The organism is Roseovarius sp. SK2 (assembly GCF_028807495.1).
GTDB lineage: Bacteria > Pseudomonadota > Alphaproteobacteria > Rhodobacterales > Rhodobacteraceae > Roseovarius > Roseovarius confluentis.
The window spans coordinates 154,079-171,261 of the sequence record NZ_JARAMK010000011.1 but is presented as its reverse complement, the minus strand read 5'-3'; the positions used below and the strand labels follow the sequence as shown (position 1 = coordinate 171,261).

Sequence of the window (17,183 nt, the reverse complement as noted above, 5' to 3'; positions counted from 1 at the left end):
CTGGATCACAGCTTATCGCGAAACGCAGCACTACGGCCAATCGTTGCACGCGTTTCGCCTTCAGCTGATGCCTCTGGTGAATGGCGAAACGCTTTAACGCCAGTCGGACCGCCGCCGGCGGTCCGTGTTCCAAAGCCGCGCGCCCGTCATGTCGCGGGCGGTCACGGCCCGAAGGCCATCGTTCTCTCGCCAGATCGCCAGCGCGCCCGTCTCTTTCAACGTACCGGGATGGATCGCGCGGCATGGCAATTCCACCTTCGGCACGTTGTTGAACACCACCCACTCCTTCGCGGCGCAATCGGTAAATTCTTCCGCCGCGCGCTTGCCCCGCACGGCGGTGATCGGCCAGCCCTCGCCGCCCGCCACCTTGGTCCAGCGGGCGAACGCCCCCTCCTGATCCACCGGATCGCCGTCATTCTCCAGCCAGTTCATCGCGACAAAGCCGGAGGCACGACCCGTGGACAGCGCCCGCCCCTCGGGCGTCATCACCCCCACCAGGCTGCCATTGTCGGAGACAAGGATATCGGGCCGCTCCGCCTGCGCCCACAGAACGAAGGCCAGCGCCACCGGCGCCACGCCCGCGAACCGCGCCTGCCCCTGCCACAGCACGACCAAGAGCAGGCCCAGCGACAAGAGCGGCAGCACACACGGACCGGGGCGAACCACGGTACCGCGCGCGCCCTCCAGCCCCGAGACCCAATGCGCCACGCCCAGGATCCACTCCAGCGCGGGCTGCATCACCGCCAGCGCCAGTCCTTCCAGTCCAAAGGGCATCAAGAGCCCCGCCAGCACCGCCATGGGCATGACCAGCACGCCCATCAACGGCACGCTCATCAGGTTCGCCACCAGCCCGAAATGCGCGATCTGGTTGAAATGCGCGGCGGCAATCGGCGCCGTCGCCAGCCCGGCCACGAAGGACGACATGACGACCGCCCAGACCGGCCGCATCCATTTGGGCCCCAAGCGCCAGTCAAGGTCGCGCAAGGCGCCGAAGACCGCCACCAGCGCCGTCGTTGCCGCAAAAGACATCTGGAACCCCGGCCCCATCAACGCTTCGGGCCGCAGCATCAGGATGATGCAGGCCGCCAGCGCCACGGCCCTCAAGGACAAGGCCCGCCGGTCCGCCAGCACCGCCAGCAGCATCACCGCCACCATGACAAAGGCGCGTTCCGTGGCGACGTTGCCGCCCGACAACGCCAGGTACCCCGCCGCCGCCGCCAGCGCGCCCACCGCCGCGATCTTTTTCGTCGGCAGGCGCAGCCCCCAGCCCGGCACAGCCGCCATCCCCAGCCGCAAGGCGGCAAAGACGAACCCAGCCAGCAGGCCCATGTGCAGGCCCGAAATGGCCAGCAGGTGCGCCAGGTTCGACACGCGCAGCGCGGTCAGCGTCTCCTGCCCCATGCCCGAGCGGTCCCCGGTCATGATCGCGGCGGCAAAGGCGCCGGCTTCACCCGGCATCTGCGCCTGGATGCGGCCCGACAGGGCCATGCGCGTCTTGAACAGCACCTGTCCGCCCGACGCCGGTTCCAGCAGCAGGACAGGCGTGCGCGTATACCCCACCGCGCCCAGCCCCATGAACCAAGCGTGCCGCTGGAAATCGAAGCCGCCCGGCTCCACCGGGCCTGCGGGCGGCGACAGGTGCGCGGTCAGGATCAGCGTCTCGCCCGGTTGCGGATCGGCCCCCTCCGCCGCGCCATGAAACGACACCCGCACGCGCCCGGGCGTGATATCGGGGCCCATGTTGCGCAGCACCACCCGGTCCAGCGTCACCCGCAGCGCGTCCGAGCTGGAGCGGTCGATATCCACCACCCGCCCCTCGACCGGGCCGTAATAACGCCAGCCCAGCTTGGCATCCGCCACGCCATGCGCCCGAAACGCCGCGATGCAGAGCCCGAGTGCGACCAGCGCCACGGCCCAGATCACCGGCGCCAGTCCCGCGTCCACCAGGCGCAGCACCACAAGTGCCCCGCCAATGCCCCCGGCCAACGCCACGTAAACCAAGACCGGCGGTTCGGACTTCAGCCCGAAATAGAGCCCGATGCCGCACGCCAGCATCACCGGCACCCATGCAAACAGGTGCCCGCGCTGATCCAGCCACGCGGCGACGGCACGCTGCCAAAGCACCAAGGCTTGTCTCCCTTTTCATGGGCCGATAGACAGGCACCGTTATTGATACGTCTCCCATGCTTACCGAAAGGTTAACCGGCCCCATGTCGCAGCCAGTTGTCACCCGTTTTGCCCCTTCGCCGACCGGATACCTGCATATCGGTGGGGCGCGCACGGCGCTCTTCAACTGGCTTTTCGCACGGCGTCACGGCGGGTCTTTCCTGCTCAGGATCGAAGATACCGACCGCGCGCGATCGACCCCCGAGGCGACGCAGGCCATCCTCGACGGGCTGGCATGGCTGGGCCTGGACCATGACGGCGACGTGGTCAGCCAAGCCGCCCGCGCCGACCGGCACGCCGAGGTGGCGAACGAATTGCTGGCCAAGGGTCAGGCGTACAAGTGCTTCGCCACGCAGGAAGAAATCCAGGCCTTCCGCGATGAGGCCAAGGCCCAGGGCCGCTCCACCCTCTACCGCAGCCCGTGGCGCGATGCCGACCCCGCGACGCACCCCGATGCGCCCTACGTCATCCGCATCAAGGCCCCGCTCGACGGCACGACCACCATCGCCGACAAGGTGCAGGGCGACGTCACCATCCGCAATGATCAGCTGGACGACATGGTCCTGCTGCGCTCGGACGGCACGCCCGTCTACATGCTCGCCGTCGCGGTGGACGATCACGACATGGGCGTCACGCATGTCATCCGCGGCGACGACCACCTCAACAACGCCGCCCGCCAGATGCTGATCTACACCGCGATGGACTGGCCCCTGCCGGTCTATGCCCATATCCCGCTGATCCACGGCCCCGACGGCAAGAAGATGAGCAAGCGGCACGGCGCCCTCGGCGTCGACGAGTACCACAAGCAGGGCTACCCGGCCGCGGGGATGCGCAACTATCTCGCCCGCCTCGGGTGGAGCCACGGCGACGACGAGTTCTTCACGGATGACCAGGCGCAGCAATGGTTCGACCTCGACGGCATCGGCAAGTCCCCGGCCCGGTTCGACTTCAAGAAGCTGGAAAATCTCTGCGGCCAGCACATCGCCGCAAGCGACGATGCTGCGCTGCTGCATGAATTGAATGAATTCCTTGACGTGACGGAATCCGCGCCCTTGCCCGAGCCGACACGGGCCCTCATGCTGGACGGCATGTATTGCCTCAAAGAACGCGCAAAGACCTTCCCGGAACTGCTTGATAAGGCGCAGTTTATCCTGGCGAACCGCCCGATCCGCCCGGACGAGAAGGCCGCCGCGCAGCTCGACGCGGTATCCCGTGGTATACTGAACGAATTGACGCCGCACTTGCAAAATGCTAACTGGTCGCGCAACGATCTGGAAGAAGCCGCAAATGCGTTCGCGGCATCCAAGGATATCAAGTTCGGCAAGCTGGCCGGCCCGATGCGGGCCGCGCTGGCCGGTCGGGCGGCAACACCTAGCGTGTTTGACATGATGCTGGTCCTGGGCCGGGAGGAATCCCTCGCCCGACTGAATGATGCTGCCTCGCAGAACGGTTAACCCGTTCGTAAGGCGTGCTGGAATATGCAGCCAAGGCGCGCCACGCGCCGCGGCGTGACGAGGGAGACCCTGATGGCAGACAGTACCAAATCCGCGAAACTGACGATCGAAGGCAACGACTACGAGCTTCCGATCTATTCGCCCACCGCCGGACCGGACGTGATCGACATCCGCAAGCTCTATGCGCAGGCGGGCGTGTTCACCTATGACCCCGGCTTCACCTCGACCGCCAGCTGCGACAGCACGATCACCTATATCGACGGCGGCAAGGGCGAGCTTCTGCACCGCGGCTACCCGATCGACCAGCTGGCCGAGAAATCGCACTATCTCGAGGTGTGCTACCTGCTGCTTTACGGCGAACTGCCCTCCGCCGCCCAGCTGGAAGATTTCGAGACCCGCGTGACCAACCACACCATGCTGCACGAACAGATGCAGTTCCTGTTCCGCGGCTATCGCCGCGACGCGCATCCGATGGCCATCATGGTCGGCGTCGTGGGCGCGCTTTCGGCGTTCTACCACGACAGCACCGACATTTCGGACCCGTGGCAACGCGAGGTCGCGACGATCCGCCTGATCGCCAAGATGCCGACGATCGCCTCGATGGCCTACAAGTACACGCTGGGCCAGCCCTTCGTGTATCCGCGCAACGAGCTCGACTATGCCTCGAACTTCCTGCGCATGTGCTTTGCCGTCCCGGCCGAGGATTACGAGGTTAACCCGATCCTTTCGCGCGCCATGGACCGCATCTTCACGCTCCATGCCGACCACGAGCAGAACGCCTCGACCTCCACGGTGCGGCTCGCGTCTTCGTCGGGCGCCAACCCGTTTGCGTGCGTTGCAGCGGGCATCGCCTGCCTCTGGGGCCCGGCCCATGGCGGCGCCAACCAGGCCTGCCTGGAAATGCTGCAGGAAATCGGCACGCCCGACCGCATCCCGGAATTCATCGCGCGCGCCAAGGACAAGGACGATCCGTTCCGCCTGATGGGCTTCGGTCACCGCGTCTACAAGAATTTCGACCCCCGCGCCAAGGTGATGAAACAATCCGCCGACGAAGTGCTTGACCTTCTGGGCGTGGAAAACAACCCCACGCTTCAGGTTGCCAAGGAGCTTGAGGCCGCGGCGCTCGACGATCCCTATTTCACCGAGAAGAAGCTGTTCCCGAACGTGGATTTCTACTCGGGCATCATCCTCGAGGCGATGGGCTTCCCGACGTCGATGTTCACGCCCATCTTCGCGCTCAGCCGCACGGTCGGCTGGATTTCCCAGTGGAAGGAAATGATCGGCGATCCGCAACTTAAAATCGGCCGCCCGCGCCAGCTTTACATGGGCGAAACGCTGCGCGATTACGTGGATATGGAAAACCGGTAAGCGCCGCACCCGCTCTTCTGCAAAACGCCCCGCCAGTGCGGGGCGTTTTTCGTTGCGCCGTCCGGTTATTGAAATTTTAGCCAACCGACGGGGCGGACCCGATCGTACATTTACTTACGATTCAGTCGGCTGCGCCATGATTGCTGCAACTGGTCGGTTAAGGGCACATCATGGTGATACTCGGCATCTTGGGACATCATGATCTTGGGCCAGGACGACACGGTGACCGGTGGCGACAGCTTTGACCTTTTCATCGGCAGCAGCCCCACTTTTTGCCGGCAGCCCGGCCAACATCATGGATTTCGAGGTGAACGAGGAGTTGCTGGTGCTGACATAGGAGGGCAGCGACCTGCCGGACCTCAGCCTGAAGGATGTCGTCGGCGCCGCGGTACTGAGCCTCGACGGCGCCCCGCCGCAATCCTGGCCGGGCTTGGCGGCTCGTTCGTGCTCAGCGACGTGGAACTGGTCGAACGCGTCGCCTGATCAGCGCCCCTCGTATTCCGGTTTGCGCTTGTCCAGGAAGGCGGTCACACCTTCCTGGAAATCCCGTGTCCGGCCGCATTCGCCCTGCAACTGCGCCTCCAGGTCCAACTGCTTGTCGAACCCGTTTTCCCAACTGCCGCGCACCGCGCGCTTGATCCCGCCATAGGCCGCCGTCGGTCCCTTGGCCAGATGCGCCGCCCGCGCCTGCCAGTGCATCTCGAACGCGTTATCCTCGACCGCCTCCCAGATCAGGCCCCAGGCATCCGCCTGCCGCGCCGAAATCGGCTCGGCAAAGAGCGCCGCGCCCATCGCCTTGGCCGCGCCGACCTGCCGCGGCATCCAGTAGGTGCCGCCCGCATCCGGGATCAGGCCGATCCGCGCAAAAGCCTGCAGGAAATAGGCGCTCTCGGTCGCGATCACAACGTCGAAGGCCAGCGCCAGGTTGGCCCCCGCCCCTGCCGCCGGGCCGTTCACCGCCGCGATGGTCGGCACCGGGCAGTCCGAGATCATCCGCAGCATCGGCTCGTACTCGTCGCGCAGCACGCGCTCCACGTCCAGCGCCGCCGCCGTGCCGTTGTCCGACAGGTCCTGCCCCGAACAGAACGCCTTGCCATTGCCGGTCAGCACCGCCACCCGCGCCTCGCGCCCGGCGCGCTGCATCGCATCGGTAATCTCGGCCCGCATCTGGGTATTGAGCGCGTTCATCTTGTCAGCGCGGTTCATCCGCAGCACGGCGATGTCGTCGGTCAGGTCATAGGTCAGGGTCTGATAGGTGGTCATCGGGCGGGCCTCCATCTGGCGTTTGACGCCAATCAACCCCGCCCGGGCGTGAAATGCAACGCGCGACGGCGCGTCAGTCCTTCATGATTTCCTTCAACCGCGCCTCTTCGGCCCAGCCCAGCCCGGCCTCATCCTCCGGTTTCGCCCGCGCGCGGCCGCGGATATAGACCACCGCCAGCAACCCGCCCAACAGCAGCATCACCGGCCCCGCAAGCCACAGCACAAGGTTGCTGCCGCTCGCCACGGGGTTCAGCAGGACGTATTCGCCGTAACGGTCCACGACAAAGTCGATGACCTCCTCGTCGCTGTCCCCCGCCACCAGCCGCTCGCGCACCAGAAGGCGCAGGTCCCGGGCCAGGTCCGCATTGGAATCGTCGATGCTCTCGTTGCGGCAGACAAGGCAGCGCAGGCCCGAGGAGATCTCCCGCGCGCGCTCTTCCAGCGCCGGATCGTCAAGAATCTCGTCCGGCTGCACCGCCCAAAGCGGCGAGGCCAGAAGGCACAGGATCAGCACAAGCCGTTTCATTCCGCCGGCACCCCCACGGCGCGGGTCTTGCGCGCACCCGCCGCCACGCGATAGCGCCGGTCGGACAGCGACAGCGCGCCCCCGATCGCCATCAGGATCGCACCGCCCCAGATCCAGTTCGCCAGCGGCTTGTAGTAGGTCCGCACGGCCCAGCCGCCCGCCGCCTGCTCGTCGCCGATCACCACGTAAACGTCACGCAGGATGCCATTGTCGATCGCGGCCTCTGTCGTGGGCATCCCCGCCACCGGGTAAACCCGCTTTTCGGGGTTCAATTGGCTGATCTCGGACCCGTTTTTGGACAGGGTCACATCTGCCATCGTGGACAGGTAATTCGGCCCCTCCACCTCGCGCACGTCGTTGAGCGTGATGGTCAGTCCCGCCACGTCGAAACTTTCGCCCACCTGCGCCACGCGGATATCCTCGGCCTCCCAGGCCAGCATCCCGGCGATACCCGCGATGGTGATGCCAAAGCCCGCATGCGCCACGGCCTTGCCCCAGTCCGCCCGCGGCAGGCGTTTCAGCCGCGACAGGCGGCCCCCGCCCCGGCCCGTGCGGCTCCACAAATCGACCACCGCGCCCGACACCAGCCAGGCGGCCAGGAACAGGCCCACCGGCCCAAGCGCGCTGCGCTCTGTCTGCATGGCATAGGCCAGCGCACCCACCGCCACGGCCAGCGCAAAGGCTCCCGCCAGCGGCCTCACGACCCGGCCCAGGTTGCCCCGCTTCCACGGCAGCATCGCGCCCACCGGCAGGATCAGTCCCAACAGCACCATGAACGGCGTGAAGGCCATGTTGAAGAACGGCTCGCCCACGCTCAGCTTGCGGTCGAACATTAGCTCCGACACCAGCGGCCAGATCGTACCCACGAAAATGACGAAGGCCGACACGCCCAGAAGAACATTGTTGGCGACCAGCATCGTCTCGCGGCTCACAAGGCCAAAGACCCCCTTGGCCTGCATCGCCCCGGCCCGCGCGGTAAAGAGCGATAGGCCAAGCATCATGAAGAACCCTGTGATCATCAGCAGGAACACGCCGCGCTCCGGGTCCGTCGCAAAGGCATGGACCGAGGTCAGCACTCCCGAGCGCGTGATGAACGCGCCGATCATCGAAAAGCCAAAGGCGATGATGGCGAGCAATATGGTCCAGCTTTTCAGCGACTCGCGCTTTTCAACCACGATGGCCGAATGCAGCAACGCGGCGGCGATGAGCCACGGCATGAAGCTGGCGTTTTCCACCGGATCCCAGAACCAGAATCCGCCCCAGCCCAGCTCGTAATACGCCCACCACGAGCCAAGCGCGATGCCGATGGTCAGAAAGATCCACGCCGCCAACGTATAGGGCCGCACCCACCGGCCCCAGGCCGCATCCACGCGGCCTTCGATCAGGGCGGCCAGCGCGAAGGAATAGGTCATCGAAAGGCCCACGTAGCCGAGGTAGAGGAACGGCGGATGGAACGCGAGGCCCGGGTCCTGCAACAGCGGGTTCAGGTCACGCCCATCGAAAGGCGGCACTTCCATGCGCAGAAACGGGTTCGAGGTGAACAGGATAAAGGCAAAGAACGCCACACCGATGAGACCCTGTATCGACAGCACCCGCGCCTTCAGCGTCGGCGGCAGGTTGCCCCCGAACCATGCGGCAAAGGCCCCGAACAGCGTCACGATCAGCACCCACAGCAGCATCGAGCCTTCGTGGTTCCCCCAGACGCCGGTGATCTTGTAAAGCATCGGTTTCGCGGAATGGCTGTTGGCCACCACCAGTTCCAGCGAGAAATCCGAGGTCACGAAGGCCCAGGTCAGCGCCGCGAAGGCCCCCAGCGTCAGCACGAATTGCAGCGTAGCGGCGGGCTCGGCCACGGCCATCCACCCCGCCCATCGCTTGTGTGCGCCGATCAGCGGCACGACGGATTGAAAGCACGCCACGAAGAAGGCGAGGATGAGGGCGAAATGTCCAAGCTCGGTGATCATGGCCCGGTTATAATCGCCCCGGGCCTCGCCTCCAACGCATTTCGGGTGCGACGGGTGATCACATTGTCGCGGGGCGCGGCCGTGCCGTCGCTGCCCCCCGGGGTGGCGCGCCGACGCCAGAGCAGCAGACCTTAACCCCAGCCAAATCCGAAAAACGTCCAAGCAGAGCGCTTGCGTCTGCCAAATCGCCGCCCCCTGGGTGGGCGGCAGCGATGGCGCGGCGGCGCGTACCGCGCCTTGATTCCGCGCCGTCAGTTTACCGCCCGTGGCTCGCCTCCTGCCACTCGCGCAAGGCCGCGTTCGGCTCGCTTTCCACCTCCTGCACCTGCAACGCCAGCCCCGCATCATGCCCGGTATCCGCCACGCCCGCGCTGCCCGCGTCCAGCGCGCGCAAGGATCTCAGGTTGCCCACCACCTTTGGCGCGCGGGCCATAGTGGCGGCGATGGAGCGCTGAAACTCCTGCCCCTTGGCCTGATGCCGCGCGCCGAAATAGAAACTGACGATTGCCCCCAGCAGCCACCACAACGGCTCGGGCACCAGTGCGATCCCCTGCATCCGCTCGGAAAACCAGATCGGATCGACCATCGCCGTGACGAACAACCCCAGCGTCCCAAGCGCCATGGCCGGGCGCGGCACCCGGTTCAGCCCGTCGATAAACCGGTCGTACCAGCCCTTGCGCACGGCCTTGTACTCGGCCGCCAGCTGCGCCAGCGCCGCGCCCTGCAATTCGGCGGCGCGTTCATCCGATTTCTCGGCATTCACCCGGAACACTTGGGCCGTTTCCGCCACGGCATTGCGCCCCCCGCCGAAGACCAGGCTCAGGACCGTCTCGATCAGTCCCATTTCGCCACCCGATCCCGAAACTCCGCCGGCGTCATGTGATAGCGCGACGAGATGAACGCCTCGGCGCGCCGGATCCAGCCGCCTTTGCCACCCGACCGGGTGCGCGCAAACTTGCGCGACGCGGGGCGCTGATCGGCCAGCCGGAAATAGTAATTCCGCCGCGCGATCCCGTAGGCATCGGCGATATGCAGCGGCGCCACGCCATGCGCCAGCTCCGCCGCCTCGATGGTCTGTGGGCCGATGAGTCCGTCCACGGCCACCTCGTGGCCCATCTGCCGCAACAGCCGTTGCAGGATCTTCACCGCGTTGGCCCCCGCATTCACGTACATGTCGAACACGCTGGCCTGCAAAACCTGCGGCAGGCGCGCGATCCCGGGCCGGTGGTAATAATGGTCGATGAAAATGTCCTGCGCCTGCGCCCGGCTGAGACGACGCACATCGGCCACGTCCACATCCCCGTCCCGGTCAAGATCCAACCCCAGCCGCCGCATCGTGTGGATGGTCACGCCATGGTTGGTGGCCCCGCCCGGGTCGTCGGGGTCATTCACGAACCCGCCTTCCCGCGCCAGGATATCCTCTGCGATCTCCGAGACAGTCTGCATTCCGCGCTCCCTTGGCCAGCGATTTGAACTCGCCGGCAAGGATTGTCAGGAATGGTTAATGCGTGGCTTAGCTACCGTCCGGTTCCTGGTAAACGCCCTGTTCCTTCAGCGCATCGACGACTTCCTTGGGCATGTATTCCTCGTCATGCTTGGCCAGGATCTCGGTCGCGGTGAAAACCCCGTCCTCGTAGCGGCCCAGGCCCACCATGCCCTCGTTCTCGCCAAACAGATCCGGCAGAACGCCGGTATAGCGCACCGGCACCGACGCCCCGCCATCAGTCACGCTGAAGCTCACGGTCTCGCCCTCGCCACGCACCAGAGTGCCTTCCTCGACCAGCCCGCCAATACGGAACGTCTCCGAAGGTGCGGGCGGTTCGGCCATAACTTGACTGGGCGAGCGGAAGAAGTTGATGCCGTCGCGCATGGCATAGCCGATCAGGCCCGTGGCCAGGATCAGCGCAATCGCCGTTACGGCAATGACCTGCACGCGCCTCTGTTTCTTCAGTGATTTCATCGCGCTACCCCGTCCTCCTCAGGGAAACTAGGGAAACACCGGCGCCAGCATCAGCCCCGTCGTCTCGTCCAGATTTAACATCAGGTTGGCGTTCTGCAAGGCTTGCCCGCTCGACCCCTTGCACAGGTTATCGAGCGCGGCGACCACGATGGCCCGCCCCTCGATGCGGTCCGCGACCACGCCGATATGGCAGAAGTTGCTCCCCCGCACATGCCGGGTGCTGGGCCCCTCGCCAAAGGGCAACACCTCGATGAACGGCTCATCCGCGTAAGCGTTGTAAAGCGTCTCGTAAACCGCCTTCGCCTCGCCCTTCACATACCCCGTCGCCAGAATCCCCCGGTTCGCCGGCACCAGGTGCGGCGTGAACTGGATGTGCACGTCGCGCCCCGCGATGGCCGAGAACTCCTGGTCAAACTCGCCCAGATGCCGGTGCGTCCCCCCCAGAGCATAGGCGTGATACCCCTCCGACAACTCCGCATGCAGCAGGTTTTCCTTCAAACTCCGCCCGGCCCCCGACACCCCGCATTTCAGGTCCAGGATGATGTCGTCGAGGTCGATCACCCCGGCTTCGATCAGCGGGCGCAGTACGTATTGCCCGGTCGCGGCGTTGCACCCTGTTCCGGCCACCAGCCGCGCCTCGCGGATGGCATCGCGGTAAAACTCGGTCAGGCCATAGACGGCCTCTTCCTGCATCTCCACCGCCGCATGGGGGGTGCCGTACCATTTCTCATAGGCGGCCGGATCGCGCAGCCGGAAATCCGCGCTCAGATCCACGATCTTCAGATCCTTGGGCAGCGCCGAGATGACCTCCTGGCTGGTCTTGTGCGGCAGGGCGCAAAAACACAGGTCAATGCCGGTAAAGTCGATCTCGTCGATCGTCACCAGCGTGGGCAGGTCGAGGTGCCGCAGGTGCGGAAACGCCTGCGCCATGGTCTGCCCGGCCTTGGAATTGGCCGACAGCGCGGCAATCTCCAGCCCGGGATGCGTCGCGATCAGCCGGACAAGTTCGGCGCCGGTATAGCCCGAGGCGCCCAGAATGGCGATTTTATGGGTCATGTCAGACCTCTTTCGTCAGTTAACAGTCATGTAAGGAAGAATGCGCGGCCCCGCAATGCGACGCGCTGGCCTCAGGCGGCCTGGAACGTGATCCCTCGTCGCAGGAACTGCGTCGCCCGGTCCGAGGTGCGCTTGGGGTCGCCCGTGGTCAGGAACCGCACGCCGGTCCCGCCATCCGCCATGTCCGGATGCCGCGACAGGTAATCGGCCAGGCTCGCCGCCACCAGGTTGGGCTGCGAGAACACCTGCACCTCCGGTCCCAAGGCCGCCTGGAACACGTCCTCGACCAGCGGGTAATGCGTGCACCCCAAAACGGCGGCCTGCGGATTGGGCATCTTGCGCTTGAGCGCGTCCACATGGCTGCGCACCAGCGCTTCGGCCAATATCATGTCGCCATCCTCGATGGCGTCCACCACGCCGCCGCAGGCCTGCGCCTCCACGTCCACGCCGATGGCGCGAAAGGCCAGTTCCCGCTGAAACGCCCGGCTGCTGACAGTCGTGGGCGTTGCAAAAAGCGCGGCATGCTTCACCGCCACCTCGCGCGGGGCGGAATTGTCGCCCCACTGCCGCTCGGTCAGCGCCTCGATCAGCGGCACGAAGACGCCCAGCACCCGCTTGCCCGGCGGCACGCCTTCCTCCTGCATCCGGCGCAGGGCGGCGGCGGACGCCGTGTTGCACGCAAGGATCACCAGGTTGCACCCCTCGTCATGCCACAGCCGATGCACATGCGCCTTGGTGCGGGCAAAGATATCCTCGGGATCGCGCACACCGTAAGGCGCGTTGGCATTGTCGCCCAGATACACCAGTGCCACCTCCGGCAACCGTGCCTCCACGGCGCTCAGAACCGTCAGGCCACCAAGCCCGCTGTCGAAAATTCCAACTGCCATATGTCCCGCGCTGCCCGCGCCCCTAGTCGTATTCGAAGCCAATCTCGTCCGGGTTCACCGGACGCGTGCTAAGCTCATACGTCTTGTGCCGCAGAAACGCCATCATGGATTTTGTGTCCTTGGCCCGTGCGCGCAATTCGTCCTGCGGGATCGGCTGGCCCACCACGACCTGCACGCGTGTGTCCACCCGCTTGCAGAATTCCTTGATCAGCAGCCCCATGCGCAGCGTGTAATGCAAGTGACTGGCCAGCTGGAACAACCGGCTGGTGTGCCCCTCGAAGAAGATCGGCATCACGGTCGCATCCGATTTCGCCACCATCCGCGCCGTGAACCCCCGCCAGCCGGGGTCGAGCGGCTGTGCAAAGGGTTTCGCCGCCGTGCTGACCGTGCCGCCGGGGAAAATGCCGATGGCCCCGCCGTCACGCAGATAATTCAACGCCGTTCTGCGCGTCTCGATGTTCAGCGCCACCGCCTCTTTCGTCTCGTCAAAGCTGATCGGCAGGATGATCCGGTTCAGGTCTTCGGCCTTGCGGAACACCTTGTGCGCGAGGATACGGAAATCGCCCCGCGTCTGGCTCAGGATATGCCCCATCATCATCCCATCCAGAATGCCGTAGGGATGGTTCGCGATCAGGATCAGCGGCCCGGTGCGCGGAATGTTGTCCAGGCGCCCGCCCACAACGTCCAGCGTCAGGCCATAGCGCTCCACCATCACCTGCCAGAAATCGCGGCCCGCCGCGACTTCCTGCTCATAGCCCGCCGCCCGCTTGATCAGCCGAATGCGGCCCGTCAGGTTTTCCATCGTGCGGATCATGGCGCGGCCCCCGCGGGTCTGCGCCGAATAGGCATAGCTGATGTCACGGGCCACGTGGCGTTCCTGGCGCATCTCACCTTCCGTCTCGATTCGCGTGCATCCAACTACATCGCCCCGCCACGTAACAGGGCGATGAATTCTAGGTAACAAACACGGGAGTGCCCTACTGTGCCGCCCGCGCCACGTCCTGCCCCCCGTCGCGGATCACCTGCAAAAGATGCTCGCGCTGCTTGGCCGCCTTTTGCGCGTTCGCCATCTTCACCGGGCCGAAGCCGCGGATCTGCAATGGCAATTCCGCCAGCGCCACGATGGCGTCCTGCGTCTTGCCCTCCAGCTTGGGCAGCACCTCGGCCATGTCCGCCTCGTACTCGCGGATCAGGGCACGTTCCATGCGCCTCTCCTCGCTATAGCCGAAGATGTCCAGCGGCGTGCCGCGCAAGCCCTTGAAGTTGGCCATCAAGCGCATCGGCTTTTCCATCCACGCCCCGAACTGCCGCTTCTTCGGCCGCCCGTCCGGGCCGGTCTTGCTCAGGATCGGCGGGGCCAGGTGAAAGGTCATGTCGAAATCGCCCGCGAACTCTTCCTCGGCCTTTTTCCGGCTCTGGATCAGCAGCCGCGCGACCTCGTATTCGTCCTTGTAACTCAATAGCTTGTGATAGCCCAAGGCCACCGCCTCGCGCACGGTCCCGTTCTCTATTCCGTCGACCAGCTTGCGATACCGTTTCGCCAGCCGCTTGCCCTGGTAGCCGACAAGGTGATCGGCGCGGAACGCGATCTTCTCCTCCAGCGACTTCGGCTTTTCCACAACGGTCGGCGTCACCATCCGGTCCGCCTCTTGCGGGTGCTCCGCGGCCCACCGCCCGATATCGAAGGCCCGCAGGTTGCGCTCCACCGCCGCGCCGTTCAGTTCAATGGCGGCGTCGATGGACGCCTTGCTGAGTGGCACAAGCCCCCGCTGCCACGCCGCGCCAAAGATGATCATGTTGGAAAAAATCGCGTCGCCCATCGCCACCCGAGCAAGCTCGCTGGCGTCGAACAGCACCACGTCGTCCTGCATCCGCGCCTTCAGCGACAGCGCCAGCTGGTCGGTCGGCAGCGTGAACTCGGTGTCGCGGGTGAAATCGCCGGTCATGATCTCGTGGCTGTTGACCACGCCGCCCGTGCGCCCCTTCCGCGTCTGTCCCAGCGTCTTGGCTCCGGCGCTGACAACCAGGTCGCCGCCGATCAGCGCATCCGCCTCGCCCGTGGCAACCCGGATGGCACTGATATCGCTTGGCTTCTCGGCAATCCGGCAGTGGATATGAACTGCGCCACCCTTCTGCGCCAGCCCGGCCATCTCCATCATGCCCGCGCCCTTGCCGTCGATCTGCGCCGCCTGCGCCATCACCGCGCCGATGGTCACCACGCCCGTGCCGCCCACGCCGGTGATCACCACGTTATAGGTGCCGTCGATCCTGGGCAGCGCGGGCTCCGGCAGATCCGGCAGGTCCAGATCGGCCGACGCCTCCTTGCGGATCTTCGCCCCTTCCAGCGTCACGAAGGACGGGCAGAACCCCTTGAGGCACGAAAAATCCTTGTTACAGCTCGACTGGTCGATGGCCCGCTTCCGGCCAAGTTCGGTTTCCTTGGGCACGATGGCGACACAGTTCGACTGCACCCCGCAATCCCCGCAGCCCTCGCAGATATCGGTGTTGATGAAGACCCGCTTGTCGGGGTCCGGAAAGGTGCCGCGCTTGCGGCGGCGGCGCTTCTCGGCAGCGCAGGTCTGCACGTAAATAATGGCCGATACGCCTTTGATTTCCTGAAACTTCTGCTGCACCTGCATCATCTCGGCCCGCTCGTGCCAGCCGATGCCCGAGGGGAAATGCGCCTTCTCCGGCTCTTCCTTCTCGTCATAGACCACCGCGATGTGCTCCACGCCCATCGCCTGCAACTCTCGCGCAATCCGGTCCGGCCCCAGACCGCCCTCGTTGGTCTGCCCGCCGGTCATGGCGACCGCGTCGTTGTAAAGGATCTTGTACGTGATGTTCACACCCGCAGCCAACGCCGCGCGAATGGCCAGAACGCCCGAGTGGTTATACGTTCCGTCGCCAAGGTTCTGGAACACATGCTCGCGGTTGGAAAACGGCGCCTCGCCGATCCAGTTCGCGCCTTCCGCGCCCATATGCGTGAACCCGCTGGTCTCGCGGTCCATCCACAGCGCCATGATGTGACATCCGATCCCGGCATAGGCACGCCCGCCCTCCGGCACCTTGGTCGAGGTGTTGTGCGGACACCCCGCGCAGAAATACGGCAACCGCGCCGCCAGCTCTTCGGCGTTGTCCGATTTCTTCGCTTCGTCAATTAGTTGCAACCCGGCCTTCACGCGGTCCGTGCCGCGGCCTTCCTCCACCAGGATGGTGCCGATCTTCTCGGCCACCATCACCGGGTCCAGCGCCATGCGCGTCGGGAACAGTTCCTCGGAATGCAGGCCGCCCGCGCCGCCCTTGTACCAGCCATAGACGCGCCGCCCCTGCCGGTCGTCGAAAATCGCCTCCTTGATCTGGATCTCGATCAGCTTGCGTTTTTCCTCGACCACCACGATCAGGTCCAGCTCCTCGGCCCAGTCGTGAAAGCCCTTCATGTCCATCGGAAAGGTCTGGCCCACCTTGTAGGTCGTCAGCCCCAGACGCTCGGCCTCGGCGGCGTCGATCCCCAGCATGTCCAGCGCATGCGTCAGGTCCAGCCAGTTCTTGCCCGCCGCGACGAACCCGATCTTTGCGCCGGGTTTACCCCACACCCGCTTGTCGATTTTGTTCGCGTGGGCAAAGGCTTCGGCGGCGTACCTCTTGTGGTCGATCATCCGCGCTTCCTGCGCGATCCAGTGATCCCCAAGCCGGATGCTCAGGCCCCCATCCGGCATGTCGAACTCCGGCAGGACGAAGTTCATCCGGTCCAGACTGCCATCGACGACGCTGGTCACTTCCACCGTGTCCTTCATCGTCTTCAGACCCGCCCAGACGCCCGCGAAGCGCGACAGCGCAAAGCCGTAAAGCCCGAAGTCCAGGATCTCCTGTACCCCGGCAGGTGACAGCACCGGCATATAGGCATCCACCAGCGCCCAATCCGACTGGTGACAAACCGTGGAGCTCTCCCCGGTATGGTCATCCCCCATCGCCATCAGCACGCCGCCCAGCGGCGCGGTCCCGGCCATGTTGGCATGGCGCATCACGTCGCCCGAGCGGTCCACCCCCGGCCCCTTGCCGTACCACAGGCCGAAGACGCCGTCGTGCTTGCCCTCGCCGCGCAGCTGCGCCTGTTGCGTGCCCCACAGGGCCGTGGCCGCCAGGTCCTCGTTCAGCCCCGGCTGAAAGGTCACGTTCGACTCGGCCAGCACCTTTTCGGCACGCGCCATCTGCATGTCCACCGCGCCCAGGGGCGAGCCGCGATAGCCCGTCACGTAGCCCGCGGTATTGTGCCCCTCGGCCCGGTCCCGTGCGGCCTGCATCAGCATCAGCCGTACTAGCGCCTGCGTGCCGTTCAGCAGAATCTGCGATTTGGTCAAATCCAGCCGGTCGTTCAGGGAAATCTTCTGATCGCTCATGTCGTCCTCCCGAGGCGCTTGCGCGATCCCGCGCAATTGCTAGGTATATAGGCGTATTTTAGGTCATAATACGTGACCTAACACAAAGTTTCACGTTTTTTCCACGCTATCGGCTGTGAACCGCAGATGTTTTTCTGCTATT

General features: G+C 65.2%; 13 protein-coding genes. 2 read left to right on the top strand and 11 right to left on the bottom strand.

The features are described from left to right. Positions 1–93 precede the first annotated feature (93 nt). Positions 94–2,124 (bottom strand): ComEC/Rec2 family competence protein, encoded by a 2,031-nt coding sequence (locus tag PVV74_RS18920; RefSeq protein WP_338020435.1) that lies wholly within the window; start codon positions 2,122–2,124, stop codon positions 94–96. An 86-nt stretch (positions 2,125–2,210) separates the two neighbouring features. Here PVV74_RS18920 and gltX point away from each other — a divergent pair, with 86 nt between their 5' ends. Further along, positions 2,211–3,620, top strand: coding sequence for a glutamate--tRNA ligase (gene gltX, locus PVV74_RS18915; protein WP_274594312.1), 1,410 nt, complete (start codon positions 2,211–2,213; stop codon positions 3,618–3,620). Positions 3,621–3,692: 72 nt separating this feature from the next. Continuing rightward, positions 3,693–4,988 (top strand): citrate synthase, encoded by a 1,296-nt coding sequence (gltA, locus tag PVV74_RS18910; protein ID WP_103764287.1) that lies wholly within the window; start codon positions 3,693–3,695, stop codon positions 4,986–4,988. A 483-nt stretch (positions 4,989–5,471) separates the two neighbouring features. Here the strand turns inward: gltA and PVV74_RS18905 are convergent, their stop codons facing one another. The 10 genes from PVV74_RS18905 to PVV74_RS18860 all read right to left on the bottom strand — a co-directional run bounded on the left by PVV74_RS18905 (position 5,472) and on the right by PVV74_RS18860 (position 17,041). Then, positions 5,472–6,251, bottom strand: a complete 780-nt coding sequence (locus PVV74_RS18905; protein ID WP_103764286.1) for an enoyl-CoA hydratase-related protein — start codon at positions 6,249–6,251, stop codon at positions 5,472–5,474. Between the two features lie 73 nt (positions 6,252–6,324). Next, positions 6,325–6,777 (bottom strand): cytochrome c-type biogenesis protein, encoded by a 453-nt coding sequence (locus PVV74_RS18900; protein ID WP_274594311.1) that lies wholly within the window; start codon positions 6,775–6,777, stop codon positions 6,325–6,327. Then, the gene (locus PVV74_RS18895; RefSeq protein WP_274594310.1) at positions 6,774–8,741 is read right to left on the bottom strand and encodes a heme lyase CcmF/NrfE family subunit; all 1,968 of its coding nucleotides are present in this window, start codon (positions 8,739–8,741) and stop codon (positions 6,774–6,776) included. The genes PVV74_RS18900 and PVV74_RS18895 overlap by 4 nt, the downstream gene beginning before the upstream one ends. 256 nt (positions 8,742–8,997) lie before the next feature. Further along, positions 8,998–9,585, bottom strand: a complete 588-nt coding sequence (locus PVV74_RS18890; protein ID WP_274594309.1) for a holin family protein — start codon at positions 9,583–9,585, stop codon at positions 8,998–9,000. After that, positions 9,576–10,187, bottom strand: coding sequence for a holin-associated N-acetylmuramidase (locus PVV74_RS18885; RefSeq protein ID WP_274594308.1), 612 nt, complete (start codon positions 10,185–10,187; stop codon positions 9,576–9,578). Before PVV74_RS18885 ends, PVV74_RS18890 begins: the two co-directional genes overlap by 10 nt. Positions 10,188–10,254: 67 nt before the next feature. Then, positions 10,255–10,701, bottom strand: coding sequence for a cytochrome c maturation protein CcmE (ccmE, locus tag PVV74_RS18880; RefSeq protein ID WP_274594307.1), 447 nt, complete (start codon positions 10,699–10,701; stop codon positions 10,255–10,257). Positions 10,702–10,728: 27 nt separating this feature from the next. After that, positions 10,729–11,757: an N-acetyl-gamma-glutamyl-phosphate reductase gene (gene argC, locus PVV74_RS18875; RefSeq protein ID WP_274594306.1), complete on the bottom strand. Its 1,029-nt coding sequence runs from the start codon at positions 11,755–11,757 to the stop codon at positions 10,729–10,731. A 71-nt stretch (positions 11,758–11,828) separates the two neighbouring features. Continuing rightward, positions 11,829–12,644, bottom strand: a complete 816-nt coding sequence (locus PVV74_RS18870) for a glutamate racemase (protein WP_103764237.1) — start codon at positions 12,642–12,644, stop codon at positions 11,829–11,831. A 22-nt stretch (positions 12,645–12,666) separates the two neighbouring features. Continuing rightward, positions 12,667–13,530 (bottom strand): lysophospholipid acyltransferase family protein, encoded by an 864-nt coding sequence (locus PVV74_RS18865; RefSeq protein ID WP_274594305.1) that lies wholly within the window; start codon positions 13,528–13,530, stop codon positions 12,667–12,669. Between the two features lie 91 nt (positions 13,531–13,621). Beyond that, positions 13,622–17,041, bottom strand: a complete 3,420-nt coding sequence (locus PVV74_RS18860; protein ID WP_274594304.1) for an indolepyruvate ferredoxin oxidoreductase family protein — start codon at positions 17,039–17,041, stop codon at positions 13,622–13,624. Positions 17,042–17,183: the final 142 nt, after the last annotated feature.

Excerpts from the sequence above, each read along its gene's own strand:
- gltX (WP_274594312.1), top strand. The coding sequence starts at position 2,211 with ATGTCGCAGCCAGTTGTCACCCGTTTTGCCCCTTCGCCGACCGGATAC.
- gltA (WP_103764287.1), top strand. The coding sequence starts at position 3,693 with ATGGCAGACAGTACCAAATCCGCGAAACTGACGATCGAAGGCAACGAC.
- PVV74_RS18905 (WP_103764286.1), bottom strand. The coding sequence starts at position 6,251 with ATGACCACCTATCAGACCCTGACCTATGACCTGACCGACGACATCGCC.
- PVV74_RS18900 (WP_274594311.1), bottom strand. The coding sequence starts at position 6,777 with ATGAAACGGCTTGTGCTGATCCTGTGCCTTCTGGCCTCGCCGCTTTGG.
- PVV74_RS18895 (WP_274594310.1), bottom strand. The coding sequence starts at position 8,741 with ATGATCACCGAGCTTGGACATTTCGCCCTCATCCTCGCCTTCTTCGTG.
- PVV74_RS18890 (WP_274594309.1), bottom strand. The coding sequence starts at position 9,585 with ATGGGACTGATCGAGACGGTCCTGAGCCTGGTCTTCGGCGGGGGGCGC.
- PVV74_RS18885 (WP_274594308.1), bottom strand. The coding sequence starts at position 10,187 with ATGCAGACTGTCTCGGAGATCGCAGAGGATATCCTGGCGCGGGAAGGC.
- ccmE (WP_274594307.1), bottom strand. The coding sequence starts at position 10,701 with ATGAAATCACTGAAGAAACAGAGGCGCGTGCAGGTCATTGCCGTAACG.
- argC (WP_274594306.1), bottom strand. The coding sequence starts at position 11,757 with ATGACCCATAAAATCGCCATTCTGGGCGCCTCGGGCTATACCGGCGCC.
- PVV74_RS18870 (WP_103764237.1), bottom strand. The coding sequence starts at position 12,644 with ATGGCAGTTGGAATTTTCGACAGCGGGCTTGGTGGCCTGACGGTTCTG.
- PVV74_RS18865 (WP_274594305.1), bottom strand. The coding sequence starts at position 13,530 with ATGCGCCAGGAACGCCACGTGGCCCGTGACATCAGCTATGCCTATTCG.
- PVV74_RS18860 (WP_274594304.1), bottom strand. The coding sequence starts at position 17,041 with ATGAGCGATCAGAAGATTTCCCTGAACGACCGGCTGGATTTGACCAAA.